This is a genomic window from Pseudomonas syringae pv. cilantro (genome assembly GCF_001293775.1).
GTDB classification, from domain to species: Bacteria; Pseudomonadota; Gammaproteobacteria; order Pseudomonadales; family Pseudomonadaceae; genus Aquipseudomonas; species Aquipseudomonas syringae_P.
The window spans coordinates 122,457-146,055 of the sequence record NZ_LGLN01000064.1; the positions used below are offsets into that span (position 1 = coordinate 122,457).

At 59.3% G+C, this 23,599-nt stretch carries 20 protein-coding genes, 1 pseudogene and 1 riboswitch; of the genes and pseudogenes, 12 read left to right on the forward strand and 9 right to left on the reverse strand.

Going from position 1 to position 23,599, the window contains the following annotated elements; genetic code table 11:
- Positions 1–28 precede the first annotated feature (28 nt).
- Positions 29–1,537, reverse strand: a complete 1,509-nt coding sequence (gene mqo, locus ABJ99_RS15155; protein ID WP_054086484.1) for a malate dehydrogenase (quinone) — start codon at positions 1,535–1,537, stop codon at positions 29–31.
- 719 nt (positions 1,538–2,256) lie between these two features.
- Positions 2,257–2,490: a hypothetical protein gene (locus tag ABJ99_RS15160; RefSeq protein ID WP_054086485.1), complete on the reverse strand. Its 234-nt coding sequence runs from the start codon at positions 2,488–2,490 to the stop codon at positions 2,257–2,259.
- Between the two features lie 205 nt (positions 2,491–2,695).
- On the opposite strand from ABJ99_RS15160, the gene ABJ99_RS15165 reads away from it, so the two are divergent.
- From ABJ99_RS15165 to ABJ99_RS15175, 3 genes are all read left to right on the forward strand, one after another.
- Positions 2,696–3,277 carry a YajG family lipoprotein gene (locus ABJ99_RS15165; protein ID WP_054086486.1) on the forward strand — a complete coding sequence of 194 codons (582 nt, stop codon included), beginning with the start codon at positions 2,696–2,698 and terminating at the stop codon, positions 3,275–3,277.
- A gap of 259 nt (positions 3,278–3,536) precedes the next feature.
- A complete protein-coding gene (locus ABJ99_RS15170) occupies positions 3,537–4,892 on the forward strand; it encodes an AAA family ATPase (RefSeq protein ID WP_054086487.1) in 1,356 nt (451 codons plus the stop codon).
- Between the two features lie 35 nt (positions 4,893–4,927).
- Complete coding sequence (locus tag ABJ99_RS15175; protein WP_259469607.1) at positions 4,928–5,611, forward strand: retron system putative HNH endonuclease; 684 nt, start codon at positions 4,928–4,930, stop codon at positions 5,609–5,611.
- A 110-nt stretch (positions 5,612–5,721) separates the two neighbouring features.
- On the opposite strand, the gene ABJ99_RS15180 is transcribed toward ABJ99_RS15175, so the two are convergent.
- Both ABJ99_RS15180 and ABJ99_RS15185 read right to left on the reverse strand, forming a co-directional pair.
- Complete coding sequence (locus ABJ99_RS15180) at positions 5,722–5,928, reverse strand: hypothetical protein (protein WP_007247878.1); 207 nt, start codon at positions 5,926–5,928, stop codon at positions 5,722–5,724.
- Positions 5,929–6,122: 194 nt separating this feature from the next.
- Positions 6,123–7,286, reverse strand: coding sequence for a 1-acyl-sn-glycerol-3-phosphate acyltransferase (locus ABJ99_RS15185; RefSeq protein ID WP_054086488.1), 1,164 nt, complete (start codon positions 7,284–7,286; stop codon positions 6,123–6,125).
- Between the two features lie 106 nt (positions 7,287–7,392).
- On the opposite strand from ABJ99_RS15185, the gene ABJ99_RS15190 reads away from it, so the two are divergent.
- The 4 genes from ABJ99_RS15190 (at position 7,393) to ABJ99_RS15205 (ending at position 9,505) form a co-directional block, all read left to right on the forward strand.
- Complete coding sequence (locus tag ABJ99_RS15190; RefSeq protein WP_054086489.1) at positions 7,393–7,575, forward strand: CPXCG motif-containing cysteine-rich protein; 183 nt, start codon at positions 7,393–7,395, stop codon at positions 7,573–7,575.
- A complete protein-coding gene (locus ABJ99_RS15195) occupies positions 7,575–7,835 on the forward strand; it encodes a putative signal transducing protein (RefSeq protein ID WP_007252602.1) in 261 nt (86 codons plus the stop codon). Before ABJ99_RS15190 ends, ABJ99_RS15195 begins: the two co-directional genes overlap by 1 nt.
- Before the next feature lie 34 nt (positions 7,836–7,869).
- The gene (locus tag ABJ99_RS15200) at positions 7,870–8,499 is read left to right on the forward strand and encodes an SOS response-associated peptidase (RefSeq protein WP_054086490.1); all 630 of its coding nucleotides are present in this window, start codon (positions 7,870–7,872) and stop codon (positions 8,497–8,499) included.
- 187 nt (positions 8,500–8,686) lie between these two features.
- Complete coding sequence (locus ABJ99_RS15205) at positions 8,687–9,505, forward strand: M48 family metallopeptidase (protein WP_054086491.1); 819 nt, start codon at positions 8,687–8,689, stop codon at positions 9,503–9,505.
- 55 nt (positions 9,506–9,560) lie between these two features.
- Here ABJ99_RS15205 and ABJ99_RS15210 read toward each other — a convergent pair whose 3' ends face one another.
- Positions 9,561–10,145: a TMEM165/GDT1 family protein gene (locus tag ABJ99_RS15210; protein ID WP_007252605.1), complete on the reverse strand. Its 585-nt coding sequence runs from the start codon at positions 10,143–10,145 to the stop codon at positions 9,561–9,563.
- Positions 10,146–10,214: 69 nt separating this feature from the next.
- Positions 10,215–10,353, reverse strand: a riboswitch (yybP-ykoY riboswitch).
- 39 nt (positions 10,354–10,392) lie between these two features.
- Complete coding sequence (locus ABJ99_RS15215; RefSeq protein ID WP_054086492.1) at positions 10,393–11,391, reverse strand: class I SAM-dependent methyltransferase; 999 nt, start codon at positions 11,389–11,391, stop codon at positions 10,393–10,395.
- 296 nt (positions 11,392–11,687) lie between these two features.
- On the opposite strand from ABJ99_RS15215, the gene ABJ99_RS15220 reads away from it, so the two are divergent.
- The 5 genes and pseudogenes from ABJ99_RS15220 to ABJ99_RS15240 all read left to right on the forward strand — a co-directional run bounded on the left by ABJ99_RS15220 (position 11,688) and on the right by ABJ99_RS15240 (position 20,731).
- Positions 11,688–12,320 (forward strand): LysE family translocator, encoded by a 633-nt coding sequence (locus ABJ99_RS15220; protein ID WP_054086493.1) that lies wholly within the window; start codon positions 11,688–11,690, stop codon positions 12,318–12,320.
- Between the two features lie 158 nt (positions 12,321–12,478).
- Positions 12,479–14,161: a fatty acid--CoA ligase gene (locus ABJ99_RS15225; protein ID WP_054086494.1), complete on the forward strand. Its 1,683-nt coding sequence runs from the start codon at positions 12,479–12,481 to the stop codon at positions 14,159–14,161.
- A 310-nt stretch (positions 14,162–14,471) separates the two neighbouring features.
- A complete protein-coding gene (locus tag ABJ99_RS15230; protein ID WP_054086495.1) occupies positions 14,472–16,409 on the forward strand; it encodes a DUF1302 domain-containing protein in 1,938 nt (645 codons plus the stop codon).
- A gap of 28 nt (positions 16,410–16,437) precedes the next feature.
- Positions 16,438–17,802, forward strand: coding sequence for a DUF1329 domain-containing protein (locus tag ABJ99_RS15235; RefSeq protein WP_054086555.1), 1,365 nt, complete (start codon positions 16,438–16,440; stop codon positions 17,800–17,802).
- A 228-nt stretch (positions 17,803–18,030) separates the two neighbouring features.
- Positions 18,031–20,731, forward strand: a pseudogene (locus ABJ99_RS15240) (LuxR C-terminal-related transcriptional regulator).
- A gap of 14 nt (positions 20,732–20,745) precedes the next feature.
- On the opposite strand, the gene ABJ99_RS15245 reads toward ABJ99_RS15240, so the two are convergent.
- From ABJ99_RS15245 to rutD, 3 genes are all read right to left on the reverse strand, one after another.
- The gene (locus tag ABJ99_RS15245; RefSeq protein ID WP_007252614.1) at positions 20,746–21,933 is read right to left on the reverse strand and encodes an HD-GYP domain-containing protein; all 1,188 of its coding nucleotides are present in this window, start codon (positions 21,931–21,933) and stop codon (positions 20,746–20,748) included.
- Between the two features lie 290 nt (positions 21,934–22,223).
- Positions 22,224–22,778 (reverse strand): NADH-dependent FMN reductase RutF, encoded by a 555-nt coding sequence (gene rutF / locus ABJ99_RS15250; RefSeq protein WP_054086496.1) that lies wholly within the window; start codon positions 22,776–22,778, stop codon positions 22,224–22,226.
- 27 nt (positions 22,779–22,805) lie between these two features.
- Entirely contained in the window at positions 22,806–23,585 is a 780-nt protein-coding gene (gene rutD / locus ABJ99_RS15255; protein ID WP_054086497.1) for a pyrimidine utilization protein D, read from the reverse strand.
- Positions 23,586–23,599 lie beyond the last annotated feature (14 nt).

The following is a 23,599-nucleotide window of genomic DNA, read 5'->3' on the forward strand; positions in this document are numbered from 1 at the left end:
CAATCGCTTTCATGCGGCAAGAGGCAAGTCAGGCGAAGCTATGTTCCTGACTGTTTTTCTCGACCAGCTCCAGAGCCTCGTCGTTCTGCGCGCTGATGCGTTGGTACAGCTGCGCGTCGGTCTCCAGAATCTTTTCGCGAGCAGGGAAAATCTCGTTGAGTTTGCCCGCCCATTCAGTGCGGGTTTTTTCCGGGAAGCAGCGCTCGAGCAATTCCAGCATGATCGACACCGTCACTGAAGCACCGGGCGAAGCACCGAGCAGTGCGGCCAGCGAGCCATCCTGAGCAGACACCAACTCGGTGCCGAATTGCAGAACGCCGCCTTTTTTCGGGTCTTTCTTGATGATCTGCACCCGCTGACCGGCAATTTCCAGACGCCAGTCTTCGGCCCTGGCCTGCGGATAGAAGCGACGCAACGATTCCAGGCGTTGCTCCATCGACTGCATCACTTCGCTGACCAGGTACTTGGTCAGGTCCTTGTTGTCGCGGGCCACGGCCAGCATTGGCTTGATGTTGGCCAGACGCACCGAGAGCGGCAGGTCGAGAAACGACCCATGCTTGAGGAACTTGGTGGTAAAACCGGCATAAGGCCCGAACAGCAGGGATTTCTTGCCGTCGACCACGCGGGTGTCGAGGTGCGGCACCGACATTGGTGGCGAACCCACCGCTGCCTGGCTGTAGACCTTGGCCTGGTGGTGCTTGACCACGTCGGGGTTGTCGCAACGCAGCCACTGACCACTGACCGGGAAGCCACCAAAGCCTTTGCTTTCTTCGATGCCCGACATCTGCAGCAGCGGCAATGCCGCGCCACCTGCGCCGAGGAACACGAATTTAGCGTCGATCTCACGCGTGCCGCCGCCGTTCACGTCCTTGACCGTCACCGTCCAGCCAGCGCCGTTACGGGTCAGGCCGGTCACGCGGCTGCGGTACTTGATCTGTGCGTCCGGAGAGCGGGAGAGGTGATCGAGCAATTGATTGGTCAGCGCGCCGAAGTTGACGTCCGTACCGTTCAGCATGCGCGTGGCCGCGATTTTTTCGTCGGCCGGACGGCCGGGCATCATTAGTGGCATCCACTCGGCCAGCCTGGCCTTGTCTTCGGTGTATTCCATCGAAGAAAATGCGTGATGCTTGCTCATCGCCTCGAAACGGTTCTTGAGGAACGAGATGCCGTTTTCGCCCTGCACGAAACTCAGGTGCGGGACCGGATTGATAAACGACTTTGCCGAGCCGAACGTGCCCTTGCGCGCCAGGTGAGCCCAGAATTGCTTCGAGACTTCGAACTGGGTGTTGATGTGCACGGCTTTCTTGATGTCGATGGAGCCATCGGCGGCGGGCGGTGTGTAGTTCAGCTCGCACAGACCGGCATGACCGGTGCCGGCGTTGTTCCACGGGTTGGAACTCTCCGCAGCGCCGGAATCCATCAGCTCAACGACTTCCAGCCTGAGGCCGGGGTCGAGCTCTTTGAGCAGTACTGCCAGCGTGGCACTCATGATGCCCGCTCCGACCAGTACTACATCGACTGCTTCGTTATGCGCCATTAACGCGTCTCCAAAATCTGCAGCACCAATTGACGGCATACGATCCTGAGGCTGATTGCCGGGAGTGCGGGGCGTGGATCAAGGTTGTGCCCTCATTTCCCGGCCAGGATCGCCTGTCCGATTCTTCGCAATTCTTCGCTTCCAACGCGCAGGTCCCGGTCAGGCTCATTCATGGTTCATCAGGCCAGCATAAACGCATTTTCAAGCCCGCACGGCCATTCGACCATCGTCAGGGAACCTTGTGAGTCACAGGCTCCTTTCGATGGCGTCAGGCTTCGGTGCTGGAGGCGCAGTCGCGATCAGTCCAGTGCAAAAGGGCCGGTTCAGACGCTGATGGTGCATTTACAAACGCGTACCTATTCATTTGCTCGCCACACTCTTGTGAAGTAGTGAAACCCGTTTTTCACGTCCTTTTGGGAACGTGAACCAAACCTCGAAATGGCTGCGATGACAGCGCTGGCAGGTCAGGTGCATAAAGAGTGAGGCGCTGTCAGGCGAGAAAGGTTCGATACGATTCGAGCATTCTGCACCGTTCATCGAGCACACCCGTGCGCAAATGACCTGTGTGGGCGGCTCTCTGTGGGCAGTACGAAGGAGCTAATCCGGGGATTAGCGATGCTGCGAGGCCCGATCAGGAGACGTCCTTATAATCGGGGGGAGATTATAGCGATGAAATGACAGGAATTGATCGGTTTAAATGACTTTTATTCGCCATCGGGTCAGGCAGTGAGCAACGGGCCGCGAGTTGAACGCACGCTATGCTGCGTAACCCGTGCGCTGAAGGGCAGAGGCTGGTTCAGCCAGACCAGTCGTTGCTCGCTCACTTCAACCCATTCGGGGCCGCCCGGACGTTGCGCGCAGTGCTTGAACGCGTGGCAGATGCCTGCCTGATCAACACGCGCGTAATGGCGAAATTGGCGGCGAGCAGAGAACAAGGACCGGAACAGATTCATGGCGCAGCTCCTGTGACGTGGATGAGCGTCTGGGCAATGTGGGTGAGTCTGCCGTGCCGATGTTACGTCCTGATTACATGGCACTACTCGAACTATAGGCGGCTTTCGGCAATCCCGCGCTTACCGGTCAGCGGCTACTGGTGGGCGGGTAACGCGCGCCGCTATACTGCTGCACATTCAGTGTCTGGCCCATGGAGAAATGAGCATGCTGCGTCGCATTTTGTTCGGTTTGCTTGCTGTAAGCAGTTTGACGTTGGTGGGCTGCGCCCACAGCCCGCAACAATTGAGCCCCACCCCGAAAATCAATGCTCAGCTCGCGCCGATAGGTCGTGGGCAGCCGGTCGTTGTGCGCGTGGTTGACGGCCGTCCTGGCCCGACGCTGGGCACCCGTGGCGGTATGTACCCGGAAACCAGCGCCATCAGCGTCAACGGTGCCGACATCGTTCCGAAATTGCAGGCTCAGGCCGAAGCGGCAGTGCGTCTGCTGGGCTTCACGCCGACCCAGGGCGGCAGCGCTCCACAGTTGACGGTGACTCTGGCGGACTTGAAGTATCAGTCGCCGAAAGAAGGCCTGTATGTGACCGAAGCGACCATCAGCTCGACGTTCCGCGCTGACGTGCGCAACAACGGTCGCACCTACAGCGGTCGTTACGCTGCCTCGCTGGACCAGCGTTTCGGCATGGCCCCGAATCAGGAAACCAACACCAAGCTGGTGAGTGACGTGTTGAGCGACGCACTGACTCGCGTCTTCCAGGATGCGACCATCGGTTCGACCCTGTCGCAGTAAGCTTCATCGCCACATGAAAAAGCCCGGCCCTTGTTGAGGGGGCCGGGCTTTTTTATTTTTCCGGTGTTACGCCCCGGCAAGCGCAGGCTGGATGGAATTGGGGGGGGCGCCAGGTACGAAACTCATGGCTACGCTCTTTGTGTCGCCTTTTTATGGTTTGCATTTAGTATGCTGTCCCAACCGCAACGGAAGGTGTTTTCCATATGCTTGGCCAGATGACGAAACCGGAGAAAATACTGTGAGGCTCGACACACTGCGAATGCAGAACTATCGCTGCTTCGGTGAACTCGAGATCGATTTCGATCCGCATCTGACCGTACTTATTGCGTCCAACGGAGGCGGAAAAACCACCATTCTTGACGCCGCCCGAGTGGCGCTGTGGCCTTTCGTCAAGGGTTTTGATCTTGGTGGCCAGACAGGAAAATCCGCCACTATCCAGATTGAAGATGTGCGACTGACCCAGTTCGGCAGTGGCAATATGGAGTCGCAGGTACCCAGTGTTATCGAGGCAAAAGGAGTCTGGTGGGAAAACGCCGGTGACAGTAGCTGGCTGCAGCAGCGCGTCAGCTTGAAAAAGTCCACTAACACCATTGGCGATGCGGGATCGAAAGCGCTGACTTTGTATGGTAAGTCGCTTCAGGACAGTGTGCGAAGCGATGCACGTGTCACTCTGCCAATGGTGACCTACCTGGGTACTTCCAGGCTATGGTTCGAGGGACGCTTCAGTTCGGCAGCGGCTCAGACAACACTCGATAAAAGCGAGTACTCCAGAACGTCCGCATACCTCAATTGCCTGTCTTATTCATCTAGCTTCAAGACCTTCACTGCATGGTACATCTGGATGTACCGTAGCTACCGTGAAGCTCAGTTGATCGCTCTGGAGCGCGGCGAAGAAATGTCCGATGCCGGGCAGCGCTTTGAGAAAATCATCTCAGCTGTCAAAGAAGCCATCGACAGGTTGATCAAGGCTCCTACGGGCTGGCACAGACTGGAATACAGTGCCAGTCATCAACAACAACTGGTCATGCACCATCCGGATCAGGGGATTTTACCTGTCGAAATGCTTAGCGATGGGCTGCGTAACACGATCGCCATGGTTGCGGACCTCGCTTTTCGTGCCTGCAGACTCAACCCGCACCTCGGCGAGCTGGCACCCTTGCAAACGCCAGGTATCGCCTTGATTGATGAAGTGGATATGTTCCTGCATCCCTTCTGGCAACAGACGATAGTAGGTTCATTACGTGCGGCTTTTCCCGCCATGCAGTTTATTGTCACCACACACAGTCCGCAGGTGTTGAGCACGGTCCGACGTGAAAACATTCGTGTAATCGGCAAAGATGCCCAAGGGCGTTTGATTGCGTCCCGGCCCCTTGCCATGACCTACGGTGAGCCGAGCAACAGCGTGCTGCGAAGCGTGATGCAGGTCGATCCGCAGCCTCCGGTGGATGAAAAGCCAGGCCTGCTACAACTCACAGAATGGGTGGACAAAGGTCGCTACAACGAACCACAGGCGATCTTGCTGATGCAGCAGATAACGGAGGCTCTAACTGAGCAACACCCTCAGCTGCAGCGCCTGCAGCGCAGTATAAAGCGGCAGAAGGCATTGAAGGGATGAGGTCAGTACACAAGCGGGGAAGCGGACCTTATCAGTTGGCCCGTTCACATTGCAGCCCGCCTACTACCAGCGACACCTCTACAAGCCGGTGGAGTAGTTTTGGCTACAAGGCTCAGGTACTGGGCTGTCTTTTGGAGGAGCAGTACGGATTGTGTTGCTACAGCGAAATTCGACCTGACCGGCTTGGCCTGAGTTTCCATATAGAACACGTCGAAAACAAGAGCCAACACCCTCAGCGGACTTTTGACTATAACAACCTCGCTGCCTGCGCGCTGGACAGTCAGAGCGATCTGGAGGTGTTGAAGATACAAGGCGCCGAAGTATTTGGTGGGCACGCGTCAGGTAAGTCGAAAGGGGTCGACATGGCTCGCTTCGTCTCGTGTCACATGCCCGACTGCTCGCGCTTCTTCGCCTATTTGTCTGACGGCCGTGTGGTGCCTGCTGACGGGTTGACACTGGATGAAGTTGACCGAGCTGGGTACACCATCGACCTGCTAAACCTTAACAGCCCTTATCTCCAGGACTTGCGGCAATCCTGGTGGGATGAGTTGGAAACACTTTTTGAAGACCATGTTGATCAAGATATGAGTCTGCATTGTCTGGCGGGGATTGATCTCATTCCTGTGGGTGCGAGTTTAAGTCAGTTTTTCAGTATTACCCGGAATTTTTTCGGGGGTATTGCTGAAGAGGTCCTTGCTCAAGAGGCCGGTCGCTGCTAACAACTCGATCCAATCATTCTGTAATAGCGGCAAAGTGATAAAGAAGCCCGGCCCTTGTTGAGGGGCCGGGCTTTTTGCTTTCTGATGGCTGGCTGACGGCCGCTGCGGGCTCAAGCCGCCTGCTGATAAAAATCCAGAAAGCTGAAGCCGGTGTCCTGATCCAGATCTGGCAGATCATGGTGAACATGCCCGCCCAGTGCGCAATAGACCAGCCAGTGGCGGTCCTGAACGTTGAAGGCCAGGCCATCGATCAACTCTTGCTGCTCATCGCTTTGGGCCATGAGATAGAGGCGATCCTGATTTTTTGCATGCAGCATGACAAGCTCCAAAAAGAGTGAAGTCCGTTTTCTTGAGGAGCCACACAATGCAGGCGCTGCGTTACGCTTGGGTGACAGCGGCAGGGTATTTTTGTGCAGGATGTTTCCGGTACACCGCCAAGGCTGGACGCGGAGCGTCCAGAACTGCATGCGCACGCTGGAGCATGGGCACGACAGGCGTGCGAATAGACACTTTAAAGCACTAATCCGGCCCTGACGCGGTACTGGTTGCGCACCGGCGTTGCGTATTGCTGGATCAGGAACGCGCGATGCTCGACCGGAACGCCTGCCAGGCGGCTTTCCCATTCGTCTTTGGCGCGCTCCAGTTCATCGGCCGGGAATAGCGCCTCGGCCTTTGGCACCTCTATCTCAGGATCGGCATCGTTCCATTGCGCGTACGCCAGGTAATGCACCGGAAACAGGCGATAGCCACCGAGAATCTGCCGGTCCATTTCGGTTGCCAGTTGCTTGGTGTCTTCGAAATACTCGGTAATCGGCGGCGCGAAGTTCACGTGTACGCGGCCCTTGTAGCCGGTGATGCCCAGCGCAATGCTGACGTCATCTTCGCCCGGCGTCTTGGTGTACGAACCTGTGGTGGCGCGAATATACAGCTCACGGGCCTTGGCGCTGTCGCACGGGTCGTATTCGTAGCTGATCGACACCGGAATCAGGTTCAGCGAGCGAATCACGTCACCAAACGGTTCGTCCTTGCGGCTCATATGGAACATTTTGAGGATCGCCGACTCGGTACGGTCATCGCCGTCTTTGGCGCGACCCTCGGCCTGGGCGATCCAGATCGACTGGCAGTCCTTGGTGATCGAGTGATTGATGTACGCCGACAGCAGCTGATAAGCCGCCATCTTCTCGCGTCGCCCGATGATCGAGCGATGCACGATGAAGCTCTTGTTCAGGCGCATCAGGTCGCTGACAAACGGCTTTTGCAGCAGGTTGTCGCCAATCGCGATGCGCGGTGTAGGCAGGCCGGCGTGGTACACGGCATAGTTGACGAACGCCGGGTCCATCACGATATCGCGATGGTTGGCCAGAAACAGGTAGGCGCAACCGGACTTCAACTGTTCGACACCGGTGTAGGTCACTCCGTCCGTGGCGCGCTCGATGGTGTGGTCGACGTAATATTCGACCTTGTCCTGCAAGCTCGCGACCGAGTCGATCCCGGCGAACTCGCGGCGCAGCTTGCGCGCCAGGGTAGGCTGCAAAATCCAGCCGAAAGCGCTCGCCAGGCGCGGAAAGCGGAATTTGGTCAGAATGGCGAGAAAGGCTTTGTCGCTCAGCAGACGTGCCAGAACGGCCGGGACTTCTGCATCGTTGTAAGGTCGGATGGCATCGAATTCGCCCATCATGCTCTCTTGTCGGAAACGGATAGGGTAAAAAGAAGACGGATTTGTTAAAACAGCCTTCTGAAGAATGCGGCAATTATACGCATAACTGATCCCGGAGACCGTGATGCAGGAATTAGAGAGTTACGACTGCCCTTATTGCGGCGAACCCGTCGAAGCGGTACTGGACCTTTCCGGAGGCGATCAACAGTACATTGAAGACTGTCCGGTCTGCTGTCGCCCGATTGTTTTCGAGCTGAAGACCGATGGCGAAGAGTGGCACCTGGACGTTCGCAGCGAGAATGAGTGATGCAGAAAGTCTACGAGCCGGAAAACCTGCTGGAGGCCGAGCTGCTGCAAGCGATGCTCGCCAGTGAAGGTATCGAGGCGCATCTGGCCGGTCGTGACCTGCTCGGGGCCATGGGCGAGCTGCCGGGGTTGGGGTTGCTGGCGCTCAAGGTAAACGATGCGCAGGTGGTGCGGGCGCGAGAACTGATCACTGCGTACAATAGCGCCTCACCCGTGTCCGGTGATGAGCCGGATGATTTTCCCGATGTACTTGTGTGCTGAATCAGCACCTTTCGAAAGAGTCTGATTAACCCCCATGTGTGGACGCTACGCCCTGTTTCGCTGGACTCCTGCCTTTGCAGCCTTGCCCGGTTTTCCGGCGGATCAACAGGCGCAATGGAACATCTCGCCAGCCGACTGGGTGTTGATCATGCGCGCCGCTGAAAACGATCAAGGTATCGAACTGGTGCGCGCCCGCTGGGGATTGACGCCCGCCTGGCTCACCGACCTGTCGAAAACCCCCGCTCATGCGCGTGCCGAAACCGTGGTCGAACAGCCGATGTTCCGTGATGCGTTCGCCCATCGGCGCTGCCTGCTTCCCGCCAATGGTTTTTATGAGTGGCGCGGCACGGTGCGCAAACGCCCGTTCTGGCTGACGCCGGGCGAGGGCGCGGCCCTGTTTTTTGCCGCCATCTGGGAAGCTTATCCGGTGCAGGGCCATACCTACCTGAGCGTGGCGGTGGTCACCCAGGCCGCTGCGACCCAGCGCCGACCGTTGATTCTGGACGCCCAGGGCCAGAAAAACTGGCTGGCAGCCGACACACCACTGTCCACGCTGCAAGCCTTGCTCGCTGCCCCGCAAAGCACGTTGAGAGAGCGTCCGCTGGCCAATCTGGTCAACGACCCGAAACTTAATGCGCCAGAGTGCCTGACGCCATTGAGTTAAACGGTCAGACCGGATAAAAATGCCGCCCTGAGCAAATCCGATATCCGGTCTGAAGTACTTCTGATACAAACTGAACATACCTTCGGCAGCCCGTTGCCTCTTGCCCGCTCGCGATAACGATCGGCGGGAAGGCTGGCGCAGAAGTCTGCCCCGACAAAGACCGTCTTTACCCACAAGGAGATCCACCATGCGTCAGTCATTTGCCCTCTGTGCCTTGAGCGCTGCATTACTGCTCGGCGGGTGTCAGGCCGTCAACACCACGAGCGGCGATTCAGTGGGCGTCGAGCGCAAGCAGTACATGTTCAGCATGCTCTCTACGGATGAAGTCAACAAAATGTATGCCCAGTCCTACCAGCAGACAGTGGGAGAAGCGACCAGCAAAGGTATGCTCGACACCACCAGCGCGAATGCCAAGCGTGTCCACGCAATCGCCGACCGACTGATTGCTCAGGCACCGAAACTGCGGCCTGACTCGGCCCAATGGCAGTGGGAAGTCAACCTGATCAAGAGCGATGAGCTGAACGCCAACTGTGGTCCCGGTGGCAAGATCTTCGTGTTTTCCGGTTTGATCGACACCCTCAAACTGACCGACGATGAACTCGCTGCGGTCATGGGCCACGAGATCGCCCATGCCTTGCGTGAGCATGGCCGTGAAGCGATGTCCAAGGCGTACGGTGTGTCCATGGCCAAGCAGGGCGCTGGCGCCTTGTTGGGTCTTGGGCAGGACAGCCTGGCGCTGGCCGATACCGTCGTGAATTACAGTCTGACGCTGCCTAACAGCCGCAGCAACGAAAACGAAGCGGATTTGTTGGGGCTGGAATTGGCCGCTCGCGCCGGTTACAACCCTAATGCAGCCATTACTCTATGGCAGAAAATGACCCGGAATTCCGGTGGTTCGCAGCCCGAATTCATGAGCACTCACCCCGCTTCGGAAAGCCGCATCTCCTCGTTGCAGGCTGCGATTCCCAAAGTCATGCCCCTGTATCAGAAAGCCGCCAAATCCTGATCGGCTGAAAGCCACTGTAGCGCTGCGGCATTGACCGCATCGCTACAGGGCATCATCACACCCAGCCGCTGACTTGCATTGCCTTGTAAACCGCCACCAGCGCCAGCACAAAAAACGCGCAGGCCGCCAGGCGACGGATCAGCGTCAGCGGCAACTTGTCCGCCGCGAAATTACCCGCCAGCACCACCGGCACATTGGCCAGTAACATGCCCAGTGTGGTGCCGATAATGACCAGCCAAAGATGGGAATACTGCGCTGCCAGCATCACGGTGGCGATCTGCGTCTTGTCGCCGATCTCGGCAATGAAAAACGTGATCAGGGTGGTCATGAACGGGCCGAACTTACGCGTGGTGCTGGCCTCGTCGTCGTCCATCTTGTCAGGCACCAGCGTCCACAGCGCCGTGGCCGTGAAGCTGGCGGCGAGAATCCAGTGCAGAACGGCATCGGACAGGAAGGTGCTGAACCACGCACCGACCGCGCCAGCCGCAGCATGGTTGGCCAGGGTTGCGGCGACAATGCCGGCGATGATCGGCCAGGGCTTGCGAAAACGGGCGGCGAGAATGAGCGCGAGCAACTGCGTCTTGTCACCGATTTCGGCGAGCGCAACGACGGCGGTAGGGACGAGGAATGATTCCAGCATCAGGGTTCCTGAGGGGCGGGTCGACACGGCTATGACACGTACAGCCTTCCCGCCCCGGGTAAGGTGTTCGTGTCATAGGTCTTGTCAAACCACCGATCCGTCTGAGCGGATTCCGGGTCGCACGTACCATGGTCTGAGGACCAAGTATGTTGATACGTGCCGGACGAGCATGGCGCTCGTGGGAGACTACTCCCCTAGGACGGAGCGGATTCTGCCTCCGCAAAAACGTTTCGGCAAGCGCTTATTTTCAAGAGCGTTTGGCACTGTAGATCTTGAAACCGTCGCCCTGAGCCTTGACGTGGCAGTAGCCCACGTGCTCTTCGATGAGTGGCTGATAACGCAGAAAGTTGTTCGCCACAAGACGCAGTTCGCCGCCTGATTTCAGATGTTGGCGTGCTTTTTTCAGCAAGTTCTCTGTTGCCATGTAGTCGGTGTGGACCCCGACATGGAAGGGTGGATTACTCAGAATCGTGTTCAGCCCCATGGGCGCAGCGTCGATGCCGTCGCCGGTCATGACCTGAGCGTCCAGGCCATTGGCTGCCAGGGTCAGGCGTGAGCTGGCGCTGGCGAAAGCATCCACGTCCAGCAAGATGACCTCGTTGTGCGGGTAGCGACGTTTGACCGCCGCGCCGAGCACACCGGCACCGCAACCGAAGTCGAGCAGATTGCCGCTTGGCAGCTTGTCGAGGTTTTCCAGCAGCAGCGCCGAACCGCGATCAAGACGACCGTGGCTGAATACCCCCGGCAAGCTGACCACCGTGAGCGGGCCGTCCTGCAATTCGATCCGGTACGGTTTGGCGAGGCTTTCCAGCGTGACGGCCTGCGGGGCGTTTTCGACGGTGACCTGCCATAACTGGCAATGCCGGGCGCTGTCGAGTTTGCGGGCGCGGCCAAACGGGCTCAGCTGTTTGGCTGCGGCTTCAATGCCGCCGCGTTTCTCGCCGACCAGAAACAGCTCGCGCCCGGCCAGCCGAGAGGCCAGCGCATTGAGCAGGTAATCGGTCAGGTCGCGGGCCTTGGGCAGGAACAGCACGGCCGCGTCAAAGGCAGTCTGTGGAGCCTCGACGCCGAAATCCACGCGCCCCTCAAAGCGCGCATCCAGCGCCGCCTGATCGCCCGCGTGCCAGCACCAGCCGCGCGCATTCGGCAGTTTTCCGAGCAGGTCATCGGCAGGCAGCCCGACCAACAACAGCGAGCCTTGAAACAACTCGGGCTGACGGAGTAACACTTCACTGCGCGGGTCCATGGATGAGCTCCTGAAAAAGCGCGGAGTCTAACATGGCCTCCTTGGGAGCGAGCTTGCTCGCGAAGGGGTCAGCACAGCTCTGGAATAAGGAGCGTCTGGACCAACGTCTTCGTGAGCAAGCTCACACACAGTGATCTATGCACGCCATGACTGCGGTTTAAGCCCCTTTTCCCAGGCTCATCGGAGCGTATGTATGACGCTGAGCGCTCCAGCGTCGCAAAATGCCGGCATCTTTTGCGAAGGCATCAGACAGCGTAATCTGCCAGGTCTGACGTCACCCCTCCAGGAGGCCCCACATGTACTGGGCAGAATTTCTCACCGTTGCGCTGATCCACCTGCTGGCCGTCGCCAGTCCCGGGCCGGACTTTGCGGTGGTGGTGCGCGAAAGCGTCACCCATGGGCGCAAGGCGGGTACCTGGGCGGCGCTGGGCGTTGGCTCTGCCATTTTCCTGCATGTGGGCTATTCGCTGCTGGGGATCGGGATCATCGTTTCCCAGTCGATCGTGCTGTTCAATGCGCTGAAATGGGCGGCGGCCGCGTACTTGCTGTACATCGGCATCAAGGCCTTGCGCGCCAGACCGGCTGCGACGAGCGACGAAGCGGCGACCACGAAGATGGCTGGCGAGCGCACCGCAAAGGGCGCTTACATCAGTGGCTTCGTCACCAACGGCCTGAACCCCAAAGCGACGCTGTTTTTCCTCTCGCTGTTCACCGTGGTGATCAACCCGCATACGCCATTGCCGGTGCAGGCCGGGTATGGCGTGTATCTGGCGCTGGCTACGGCGGCCTGGTTTTGTCTGGTGGCGCGCTTGTTCAGCCAGGCGCGGGTTCGTGCCGGCTTTGCGCGCATGGGCCACTGGTTCGATCGGGCCATGGGCGGCGTGTTGGTCGCATTAGGTATCAAACTCGCATTAACCGAAGTTCGCTGAAATTAGTGGGCAGAACGAGGCTTTTACCTACCTGTTTGTCGGGCGAGCGCATGGCGAGGCGTCAATCTTAACGCCGATTTCACGGTATTTGATTGGCAGAGCAGGGCGCTAGCGTCCATATTTCCAGCCTCGCCTGTGGACTTTGAAAAGGGACCCCTATGTTACAGACTCGCGTTCTGCCGCCTGCCGATGGCGCTTACCGGTATCCTCTGCTGATCAAAAGCCTGCTGTTATCCGGCCGTCGTTATGAAAGGACGCGCGAAATCGTCTACCGGGATGCTGTCCGTTTCACCTATGCGACGCTCAACGAACGCATCTGTCGCCTGGCCAACGCACTGACCGCCGCCGGCGTGAAAGCCGGGGATACCGTGGCGGTGATGGACTGGGACAGCCACCGCTACCTGGAATGCATGTTTGCGATCCCGATGATTGGTGCGGTGATCCACACCGTCAATGTCCGGCTGTCTCCGGAGCAGATCGCCTTCACCATCAATCACGCGGATGATCGTCTTGTATTGGTGAACAGCGAGTTCGTCGGCTTGTATCAGGCCATGTCCGGACACCTGACCACGGTCGAAAAGACCCTGTTGCTGACCGATCAGCCGGAAAAAACTGCCGAGTTGCCCAATCTGGTCGGCGAATACGAAGAATTGCTGGCGGCTGCCAGCCCCGATTACACGTTCGAAGACTTCGACGAGAATTCGGTCGCGACCACGTTTTACACCACGGGCACCACCGGCAACCCCAAGGGTGTCTATTTCACCCATCGGCAACTGGTTCTGCACACCCTGGGCCTGGCGACCATCATGGGTTCCATCGACAGCACCCGGCTGCTGGGCACCGACGACGTCTACATGCCCATCACGCCGATGTTTCACGTGCACGCCTGGGGCATTCCGTATGCTGCGACCATGCTCGGGCTCAAACAGGTCTATCCCGGCCGCTACGAACCCGAATTGCTGGTCGAATTGTGGCGCAGAGAAAAAGTGACGTTTTCGCACTGCGTGCCGACCATCCTGCAAATGCTGCTCAACGCCAAAGGCGCGCAGGGTACCGATTTCGGCGGCTGGAAGATCATCATTGGTGGCAGCGCCCTGACCCGCAGCCTCTATCAGGCGGCCAAGGCCAAGGGCATCCAGCTCACCGCCGCCTACGGCATGTCGGAAACCGGACCGCTGATTTCTGTGGCGCACATCAACGAAGAACTGAAAGCCGGCAGCGAAGACGAGCGCATTACCTACCGAATCAAGGCCGGTGTTCCCGGCATGCTGGTCGAGGCGGCGATCATCGACCAGCAGGGCAACTTCCTGCCGGCCGACGGTGAAACCCAGGGCGAACTGGTGCTGCGCGCGCCGTGGCTGACCGAAAGCTATGTTGGCGAGCCTGAGAAAGGTGCCGAACTGTGGGCTGGTGGCTGGCTGCATACCGGTGATGTGGCCACGCTGGACAACATGGGCTTTATCGACATTCGTGACCGCATCAAGGACGTGATCAAGACCGGCGGCGAGTGGATTTCGTCACTGGAGCTCGAAGACCTCTGCAGCCGCCATCCGGCTGTGCGCGAAGTGGCCGTGGTCGGCATTGCCGATCCGCAATGGGGCGAGCGGCCGTTTGCCTTGCTGGTGATTCGTGACGGTCATCAGTTCGACGCGCAGCAATTGAAGGAACACCTCAAGCCTTTTGTCGAGCAAGGTCAGATCAACAAGTGGGCGATTCCCAGCCAGATCGCGCTTGTTACTGAAATTCCCAAAACCAGCGTCGGCAAGCTCGATAAAAAACGCATGCGGCTGGACATCGTCGAGTGGCAAAACAGCAACAGCGCGTTTCTTTCCACACTTTGAAGATCGACGCTTGCCGTGCCCGTCGGGTACGGCAAGCGTCTGCGCCGCAGGTCCTGCTCTGCGACTTGCCAAATTTCCAGTTTCAGCCATTCTCCACGCCTGAGCTTTTTCGCGCAGCAGCTCGAAAACGAGCGGGCCAGAGGCGTTGGTCCTGCAAATCACCCTTTAGAGGGATCAAGTGACGAAGTCTGCTGGCTATAGTCGCCACAGGGAATGAGGCACCGCGGACCTGGCGTGAGCGTTGATTCTATGACTGAAGGTTTTCTGGATTTTCCACTGCCATAACAATAAAACACACGGAGTAGCATCGATGACTACCACAACCCTGTTCTGGCGGCGGGCAAAGCTGCCTCTGGCCGTGAGTCTTGCTTCGTCACTGGCCGGACCGGCCTTCGGCGTGACCTTCAACGTCGGTGAAATCGAAGGCAGTTTCGATTCTTCGCTGTCGGTGGGCGCCAGTTGGTCGACGGCCAGCCCCAACAAAAACCTGATCGGGGCCAACAACGGCGGGCGTGGCCTGTCTCAGACGTCCGATGACGGTCACTTGAACTTCAAGCGCGGGGAGACGTTTTCGAAGATTTTCAAGGGCATTCATGACCTGGAGCTGAAGTACGGCGACACCGGTGTGTTTCTGCGTGGCAAATACTGGTACGACTTTGAACTCAAAGATGAAAACCGCGAGTTCAAGGACATTAGCGACTCGGGCCGCAAAGAGGGCGCCAAATCGTCCGGTTTCCAGTTGCTCGACGCGTTCGTTTATCACAACTACGCCATTGCTGATCAGCCCGGCGCCGTGCGCTTTGGCAAGCAGGTCATCAGTTGGGGCGAAAGTACCTTCATTCAGGGCGGTATCAACAGCGTCAACCCGGTCGATGTGTCGGCCTTCAGGCGTCCCGGCTCGGAAATCAAGGAAGGCCTGATTCCGGTCAACATGTTCTACGTATCGCAGAACCTGACCGACAACCTGTCTGCCGAAGGTTTCTACCAGTTGGAATGGGACCAGACCGTCGTCGACAACTGCGGCACCTTCTTTTCGCAGCCGGATGTGATCGCTGATGGCTGTAACAGCAACCTGGCGGTGCTGCGCAGTCGCAGCGGCCTGAACAGTTCGCTGGCCGCCGCCGGCCTGCCAGCAGGCGCACGCGGGGCGATTTTCAACTCGCTGTCGCAGCAGGGCGTCGTGTTCGGCAACCCGGACGAGGGCGCAGTGGTGCGGCGTGGCGGTGATCGCGATGCGCGCGACAGCGGTCAGTTCGGTTTCGCCATGCGCTACAACTACGAGCCGCTGGACACCGAGTTTGGCGCGTACATGATGAACTACCATAGCCGCGCGCCGATTTTCAGTGGACGCGGCGGTTCGGCTGCATCGTTCAGTCCGCAAGGGCTGGTCGGTTCGCTGGTGCGCAACGGGATTCCGGTCGCCACCGCGACACGACTGGCGCCGACGCTTTTGCCCGTCGTGGTGGCAGGCAACTCCAGTTATTACGTCGAATACCCCGAAGACATTCGTCTGTACGGTCTGAGCTTCTCGACCACATTGCCTACCGGCACTGCGTGGAGCGGCGAGATCAGCTACCGTCCCAACGCGCCGGTACAGGTCAACACCACCGACATCCTCTACTCGGGCATTTCGCCGCTCAACCCCAACGTGTCGTTGTTGAGCGGACGGCCGAACACCGACCAGCCGGGTTATCGCCGCAAGGAAATCACACAGCTGCAAACCACGTTCACCCAGTTTTTCGATCAGGTCATGGGCGCAGAGCGTCTGACCCTGGTGGGCGAGGTGGGCTGGACTCACGTCGGCGGTCTCGAAAGCACGTCGAAAATCCGCTACGGCCGCGACCCGGTGTATGGCCCGGGTCCATTGCCGGGCGGCCAGTGCGCAACCCTCAACGCTGGCACGCTGACCGGCGCAGAGCAGAACAACCTGACCCGCTACTGCGAAGACGACGGCTTCACCACGGCCAATTCGTGGGGTTATCGCGGTCGTGCCATCTGGGACTACAACAGCGTGTTCGCCGGCATCAACCTGCGTCCGAGCGTGGCCTGGTCGCATGACGTCAAAGGCTATTCACCTGGCCCAGGCGGCAACTTCGAAGAGGGTCGCAAGGCGGTCAGTCTGGGGGTCGATGCCGAATACCAGAACACCTACACCGCGAACCTTTCCTACACCAACTTCTTCGACGGCAAGTACACCACGGTGGACGACCGGGATTTCGTAGCGCTCAGCTTCGGCATGAACTTCTAAGAGCATGGTTTTCAGGATGACGATGAACATGAAAATAACAAAAGGTCTGTTGCAAGCCAGTGTACTGGGGATGTCGTTGCTGGCGACCGGGGTGATGGCGGCAGTTTCCGAATCCGAAGCGGCAAAGCTGGGCACCTCCCTGACTCCGATGGGGGCAGAAAAGGCCGGTAATGCGGCCAACACGATCTCTGCCTGGACCCCGATGCCGAAAAATGCCGGCGCGGTCGACAGCAAGGGTTTCCTTGCCAACCCGTACGCCAGTGAAAAGCCGCTATTCATTATCACGGCGGCCAATGTCGAGCAGTACAAAGACAAGCTGGCACCGGGCCAATACGCGATGTTCAAGCGTTATCCGGACAGCTACCGGATCCCGGTGTACCCGACCCATCGCGGTGCCACGGTGCCGGATGCAGTGTTTGCCGCGGTCAGGAAAAACGCGACCTCCACCAAGCTGGTCGGTGGCGGCAGCGGTCTGGAGAATTTCGACACGGCCATTCCGTTTCCGATTCCGGCCAGCGGCGTCGAAGTCATCTGGAACCACATCACCCGCTACCGCGGCGGCAGCGTGAAGCGGCTGGTCACTCAGGCGACGCCGCAGGCCAATGGCTCGTACAGCCTGGTGTATTTCTCCGATCAGTTCGTGTTCCGCGACAAGATGAGGGATTTCGATCCAAAGAATCCGGGCAACATATTGTTTTACTTCAAGCAGGAAGTGACCGCTCCGGCGCGGCTGGCCGGTGGCGTGCTGCTGGTGCATGAAACCCTGGACCAAGTGGCCGAACCGCGCTCGGCCTGGCTGTACAACGCCGGTCAGCGCCGCGTGCGCCGTGCGCCGCAGGTTTCCTACGACGGCCCCGGTACGGCCTCCGACGGTCTGCGGACGTCCGACAACCTCGATATGTACAACGGCGCTCCGGATCGCTATGACTGGAAACTGATCGGCAAGCAGGAAATGTACATCGCGTCCAACAGCCACAAGCTGGACGACCCGACGCTGAAATACGCCGACATCATCAAGGCCGGTCACATCAACCAGGACCTGACCCGTTATGAACTGCGCCGCGTCTGGCACGTGACCGCAACACTCAAGGAAGGCCAGCGGCATATCTACGCCAAGCGCGACTTCTTCATTGACGAAGACACCTGGCAGGCGGCGGTCATCGACCATTACGACGGGCGCGGCCAGCTGTGGCGGGTCGCCGAAGCGCACTCGGAAAACTACTACGACAAACAAGTGCCGTGGTACGCCGTGGAGACCCTCTACGACCTGCAATCCGGTCGCTACGTGGCCCTTGGCATGAAAAACGAAGAGAAGAGGGCCTACGAGTTCGGCTTCACGGCCGGCACCAGCGACTTCTCGCCTAACGCGTTGCGTCAGGAAGGCGTGCGTTGAAGCCTTGAATACACGAGTTTAGCGTCGGCTGATACATACCGCAGACCGATAGCTGTTGATTCGCATGAAAGCCCCTTGATTGGGGCTTTTTCACTCGTAGGAAATGGTCTTATAAGCTGTAGGAATTTTGTTACAGTCTTTTCCGTGATGAACTGTCAAAGGTGGAGATTTACCCGCTAGTCTCCGAGCATCGCGACGCTGAACCAATGATTTCCACACGAGCCGGCCATGACCGATCTGTCCCGTATGCAAGGGTTTGCAGACAGCGCAATTTCTGCGCTGGAAGGTCGATTCTTTCGTCCACCGCTGCCCGAGGGCTACGTTCTCCGCTCGCGCCTGTGTCAGCGCCTCGACGCAGGCTTGAGCGGTCGTTTGCTGCTGGTCTGCGCCCCGGCCGGGTTTGGCAAAAGCTCGTTGGCGGTGGAGTTCTGTCAGGGTTTGCCAGGTCAGTGGCAGAACGTCTGGCTGGGCCTGAGTGCTCGGGACGGTGATCCGGGCCGCTTCCTTGAGCGATTGCTTGCCGGCCTTCAGCAGTTCTTTCCGCAATTGGGCGCCCAGGCCATGGGGCTGCTGAAGATGCGTCAGCGTCATCAGCCGTTTGCGCTCGAAGAATGGCTCGAAGGTTTGCTCGACGAATTGGCCATGCATCTGATGCTGAGCAAGCCGCTGTTGCTGGTGCTCGATGACTATCATCTGGCGCAGGGGCCGGTGCTTGATCGCTGTCTGCAGTTTTTCCTCAACCATCTGCCGGTCGGGCTGGTGGTCATGGTGACCAGCCGGCAGCGGCCGGATTGGCATCTGGCGCGTCTGCGTCTGTCGCGTCAGGTGCTGGAAATCGGCGAACAGGACCTGCGCCTGACGCCTGCCGAATCCATCGCAGTATTGGACCAGCCAGGTCGCTCGCTCGACAGCGAGGCCTTGCAAAGCCTGATCGTGCGCAGCGAAGGCTGGGTGGCGGGGCTGCGCTTCTGGCTGCTGGCGGCCGCCGAAGCGGGCGATGGCAATGCCTTGCCGCAGGCGTTGCGAGGCAGCGAAGCGCTGATTCGCGAGTACCTGCTCGAAGAAGTGATCGACTGTCTGCCCGCCGATGTTCAGGCATTTCTTTATGACACCGCCTGCCTGGAGCGCTTTTGCGTCGAGCTGTGCGACGCCACCCGTGACAGTCACGACAGCGAAGACATGTTGCGTTACCTGAAAGCGCATCAGGTGTTTCTGGTGCCGCTGGACGAGCAGGGCCACTGGTTTCGTTATCACCACCTGTTTTCCGATCTGTTGCGTGCGCGTCAGGCGTCAGGTCCGCAGCCCACCCGTCTGCACCTTAATGCCTGCCGCTGGTTCAGTGCCAAGGGCCTGCTGGACGAGGCGGTCGAGCACGCCTTGCGCGCCGGGCATCTGGACGTGGCCGCCAATCTGGTGCAGAACCTCTCCGAGGAGCAATTGCTGGCCGAGCAGAATGTCGGCATGTTGCTGCGCTGGAAGATGGACCTGCCGGACGACCTGCTGACCAGCACTCCGCGCCTGATCGTGCTGTATGCATGGGCGCTGGGGCTGGCCTGTCAGCTGGACGCCGCTGAAGAGCTGGCCAGTCAGTTGAGCCGATTCCTGCCTGCGCCGTCTGCCACCGCACAGAAATCCATGCTCGCCCAATGGCTGGCGCTGAGCGGCATCATTGCCCGCGGGCGTGGCGACAGCGAAAAAACCGAGCGCTGTTGCCGTGAGGCGCTGCTCACGCTGCCGGAAAAACGCTATGGCCAGCGGCTGGTCTGCCTGTCGACGCTGGCCAACCTGGCGATTGCCAACGGGGATCTGTGGCGTGCCAAGGTACTGAACCGGGACGCGCTCGAACTGGCGCAGCGGGTTGCCAATCCGCTGTTCGAGGCGCTGGCGCATTACGACCGGGCCAGAGCGTTGCAAGCGCGTGGCGAAATCATTCGGGCGATGGAAGAAGTGCGTCAGGGGCAGCAGCGGCTCAAAGGCTTGTCAAGCGGCAGGCTGTACGCCGTTCGCGCGCGTCTGACGCTGTATGAAGGCTACCTGCTGACGTTGCGCCTGCAGGTCGACGAAGGTCGGGCACTGGTCCTCGCCGGTCTGGCCGAAGCACGCGCCTGCCGTGACATCAGTGTGCTGATCGGGCATTGCCTGATCGCCACGATGGAGGGCTGTGCCGGTCGCTTTGCCGAGGCGTTTGCGCAGCTTGCCGAAGCCGAGAGGTTGATGCACATCTGGGACGTGCCACCGATTTACTACCTGGGCATGCTTACCCTGGTGAAATGCGAGTTGTGGCTGGCGCAAGGGCGCATCGACCTGGCCGAAGCCTGGCTGCTGCGCTGCGGCCCCGGAGTGTCACCCGCAGCTGCCGCAACACGTTGAATTGCAGCGGGCCATGCTCGAGCGTTTGAAAGGCGAGGGTCAGGCCAGCGAACAGCGTTTGCAGGCACTGGAAAAGCGCGCGCAGGAGGTCGGTTCGCAATTGCTGCAACTGATCGCCATGACTCAACAGATCGGATTGTTATTGGGGCAGGCGCGGCAGGATGAGGCGCGGAACCTGTTGCTGCGTTGTTTGCCGGTCGCCGCCGGAGGCGCGCTGTTGCCCTTCAGGGTTTTGCTGGGCGAGCATGCCCGGTGGTTGCACGAACAATTGCTCCAGGCACCACCCGGCAAGGTGCGCGATGCCTTGCTGGAAAAACTTCCGCCCTGCACTGCGCCCGCCTTGCCGGAGCCTGCGCATGGCAACGATTGCCTGAGCGTGCGAGAGCTGGGTGTGCTGCAACTGATTGCCCAAGGCTGTTCGAATCAGGAGATCAGCGAGCAACTGTTTATCTCCCTGCACACCGTCAAGACCCACGCCAGTCACATCAACAGCAAGCTGGGCGTTGAGCGGCGGACTCAGGCGGTGGCGAGGGCGAAAATCCTCGGTTTGCTGGGCTGAGAGGGGGCGGGCGATCAGCCTGCTTTGCCTGCCCACAGCGTGTCGATATCGTTCAGACCCCAGTCGGCCGGTAATTCGATTTTCACGATGGCATCACGCTCTACAGAGCCTTCGAGGTCGATAATCTGCGCCGCAAAGGTTTTGCCGGTGTGTGCCGACATGAATACTTTCACTTTCGGCTTGAGCAGCGACTTCTCACTCTGCTCGATCACCACGCCCAGCCGTCCGCTTTCCAGCCGTACCAGTGAGCCAATAGGGTAGATGCCCACGGTTTTGACGAAGCTTTGAAACACGACCTCGTCGAAGTGGCCTTTCCACGAGGCCATTTCGCGAATCGAATGGGCGACGCCCCAGCCTTTTTTGTAGGGCCGGTCGGAGGTAATGGCGTCATACACATCGCACACCGCACCCATTCTGGCAAAGATGCTGATCTGATCGCCTTCCAGGCCGTGCGGGTAGCCCGAGCCATCGACCTTTTCGTGGTGATGCAGGCAAACGTCCATGACCGCCGGCGCCACCGGCTGGTTTTCCTTGAGGATTTTCAGACCCAGTTCCGGATGGGCTTTCATGACCACAAACTCTTCAGTGGTCAGCCGGCCCGGTTTGTTGAGCACTTCCGGGTCGATCATCATCTTGCCGACATCGTGCATCAACCCCGCCACACCCGCTTCGCGTATCTGTTCATCCGGCATGCCCATGCGTCGGGCGAGCGCGACCATCAGCGCACAGACCGCCACTGAATGCATGTAGGTGTATTCGTCCGAAGTCTTCAGGCGTGACAGGCTGATCAGCGCATGGGGGTGGCGCAGAATCGAGTTGGAGATTTCCTCGACCAGCAGCAGTACATCGTCGACGTCCATGGCCCGTCCCATGCGGGCTTCGGTGAACATGTTCATCACGGCTTCTCTGGCCCGGCCGCAAATGACCCGGGCGCGGAGGATTTCCTTGTCCAGATTTGCCGGAGCGACGTCATGCGATGCCGGCGCAGGCTCGAGTGCTGCAGGTGCTGTGACCGCGCGGTATTTGCTGGTCTCGATCCAGACTTCCCGGGTATCCGACTGCTGAATGCGTTTGAGCACATCAACGTCTTCAAGGACCACTTCGACCAGACCGATCCAGAACGGGTCATTGGTCCATGAGCGGCAGAATTTATGAATATGCATGCCGAGGGCGAGTTGGGCGACAGGGATCTTTTTCAACATGCTCAGTCACCCACGCATTGACATGAACGCACGCGGAGGAGAGCAACGGGCATGCGGCAGATTGCCGGCAGACACCAGCAGCGTGCAGGGTGTACCGATCGACATGATTTCACCTCACTGACTACAAGGATCATCCCGATCTCGTCATGCCAGTATACGGGCCTGCCAGTGGAAAAATCATGTCTATTTGTTGCGCGTCAACAACCCGGCAGCTGCCTCGTGACAGTGTCCACGGAACGAGGCTCTGAAGGTTTTCTGACACGGTCGTTACGCCTGAGCGCTTTGTGTTCTCAGACCACTGTCGGTGTGCCTGGCAGGCTGTGGTATCGGCGACCGAAATAAACCAGTGCGTCGGTTTCGCTCTGGTGCCGGATATCCACGACTTCGCAAAACAGAATGTCATGCGTGCCGACGCTCACGGAGCGGGTTACCTGACAGTCGAGGGCCAGTTTTGCGCCGTTCAGTATGGGCGAGCCGGTGACACCGGTAAGCCACTGGCCTGCAGCAAAACGCTCCTGCTGAGCGGTCTTGCCGCCGAACAGGTTGGACAGGGCCTGTTGGCTGTTATCCAGCGTGTTGACGCACAGCGTGCCATTGCCGATGAAGGTGTCGTAAACCGACGCCGAGCGGTTGATGCAGACCAGTAAGGTGGGGGGTTGATCCGTCACGCTGCACACGGCGGTGGCGGTAAACCCGGCCCGCCCGCCGGGGCCATCGGTGGTGATGACGTTGACCGCTGCCGCCAGGCTGGACATCGCATCGCGAAAGGCCAGTTGGCTGACCGCTGCGCTGTCGGCGGGCAAAATGGGGCTGTTCGGGTTTGAGGGTTGAGTCTGGGTGCGCATGGCAAGAGTCCTTTCAGGAATAGGCATTCAGGAGCGAGCGTTGAGAAAATCGAGCACCGCGCGTCGAAACGGCGGCGGGTCGCTGATGCTGGAGGCATGGCCGCCGTAGTCCAGCAATTCCAGCCTGGCATTCGGCAACGTTTCGGCCAGATGCAGCGATTGCTGCCAAGGCACCAGCATGTCGTCGCGGTTGGCAATCAACAGCGTCGGTGTGTCGATCTGGCTCAATTGCGCTTCGATGTCGAAGCTCTCCAGCGCATTGATACGCCGCAGGAGATTGTCGGTGTCCGGGAAATGCGCCAGCGCATGGGCTTCATCATCGGCCAGGCGGGCGCTGTTGGCGGCGATCCAGTCAGCGGGATAAAGAAACAGCGCCTGTGCTTGCACATAGGCCTGCGGCCCGCTGTTCAACAGCAGTTGCTTGCGAATGGAAAAACAGCGCGCGCTGTGCGGATTCGGGCTGCTCCAGGCGTTGATCAGGATCTGGCGTTGCAGCAAGTGAGGACGCAACAGCGCCAGTTCCAGGCCGACCAGCCCGCCCAGCGCATGGCCCATGAAATCACAACGCTGGATGCCCAGCGCGTCGAGCAGGGTCAGCAGTTCGACGGCCATGTGCCGGATCGAGTAATCCGGCGGCAGCACTGCAGGGCTGCGCCCGGTCCCTGCGTGATCGTAGACCAGTACGTCATGGTCGCGGGTCAGCACGGCCAGGTCATCGGCCCAGTAACGGCTGGACCCGCCCAACCCTGAACTGAGCACCAGCAGCGACGCATCGGCATGCTGACAGCGATGGATTTCATGGAACATGCGCGTTCTCCGGA

Excerpts from the sequence above, each read along its gene's own strand:
- mqo (WP_054086484.1), bottom strand. The coding sequence starts at position 1,537 with ATGGCGCATAACGAAGCAGTCGATGTAGTACTGGTCGGAGCGGGCATC.
- ABJ99_RS15160 (WP_054086485.1), bottom strand. The coding sequence starts at position 2,490 with ATGAATCTGTTCCGGTCCTTGTTCTCTGCTCGCCGCCAATTTCGCCAT.
- ABJ99_RS15165 (WP_054086486.1), top strand. The coding sequence starts at position 2,696 with ATGCTGCGTCGCATTTTGTTCGGTTTGCTTGCTGTAAGCAGTTTGACG.
- ABJ99_RS15170 (WP_054086487.1), top strand. The coding sequence starts at position 3,537 with ATGCAGAACTATCGCTGCTTCGGTGAACTCGAGATCGATTTCGATCCG.
- ABJ99_RS15180 (WP_007247878.1), bottom strand. The coding sequence starts at position 5,928 with ATGCTGCATGCAAAAAATCAGGATCGCCTCTATCTCATGGCCCAAAGC.
- ABJ99_RS15185 (WP_054086488.1), bottom strand. The coding sequence starts at position 7,286 with ATGGGCGAATTCGATGCCATCCGACCTTACAACGATGCAGAAGTCCCG.
- ABJ99_RS15190 (WP_054086489.1), top strand. The coding sequence starts at position 7,393 with ATGCAGGAATTAGAGAGTTACGACTGCCCTTATTGCGGCGAACCCGTC.
- ABJ99_RS15195 (WP_007252602.1), top strand. The coding sequence starts at position 7,575 with ATGCAGAAAGTCTACGAGCCGGAAAACCTGCTGGAGGCCGAGCTGCTG.
- ABJ99_RS15200 (WP_054086490.1), top strand. The coding sequence starts at position 7,870 with ATGTGTGGACGCTACGCCCTGTTTCGCTGGACTCCTGCCTTTGCAGCC.
- ABJ99_RS15205 (WP_054086491.1), top strand. The coding sequence starts at position 8,687 with ATGCGTCAGTCATTTGCCCTCTGTGCCTTGAGCGCTGCATTACTGCTC.
- ABJ99_RS15210 (WP_007252605.1), bottom strand. The coding sequence starts at position 10,145 with ATGCTGGAATCATTCCTCGTCCCTACCGCCGTCGTTGCGCTCGCCGAA.
- ABJ99_RS15215 (WP_054086492.1), bottom strand. The coding sequence starts at position 11,391 with ATGGACCCGCGCAGTGAAGTGTTACTCCGTCAGCCCGAGTTGTTTCAA.
- ABJ99_RS15220 (WP_054086493.1), top strand. The coding sequence starts at position 11,688 with ATGTACTGGGCAGAATTTCTCACCGTTGCGCTGATCCACCTGCTGGCC.
- ABJ99_RS15225 (WP_054086494.1), top strand. The coding sequence starts at position 12,479 with ATGTTACAGACTCGCGTTCTGCCGCCTGCCGATGGCGCTTACCGGTAT.
- ABJ99_RS15230 (WP_054086495.1), top strand. The coding sequence starts at position 14,472 with ATGACTACCACAACCCTGTTCTGGCGGCGGGCAAAGCTGCCTCTGGCC.
- ABJ99_RS15235 (WP_054086555.1), top strand. The coding sequence starts at position 16,438 with ATGAAAATAACAAAAGGTCTGTTGCAAGCCAGTGTACTGGGGATGTCG.
- ABJ99_RS15245 (WP_007252614.1), bottom strand. The coding sequence starts at position 21,933 with ATGTTGAAAAAGATCCCTGTCGCCCAACTCGCCCTCGGCATGCATATT.
- rutF (WP_054086496.1), bottom strand. The coding sequence starts at position 22,778 with ATGCGCACCCAGACTCAACCCTCAAACCCGAACAGCCCCATTTTGCCC.
- rutD (WP_054086497.1), bottom strand. The coding sequence starts at position 23,585 with ATGTTCCATGAAATCCATCGCTGTCAGCATGCCGATGCGTCGCTGCTG.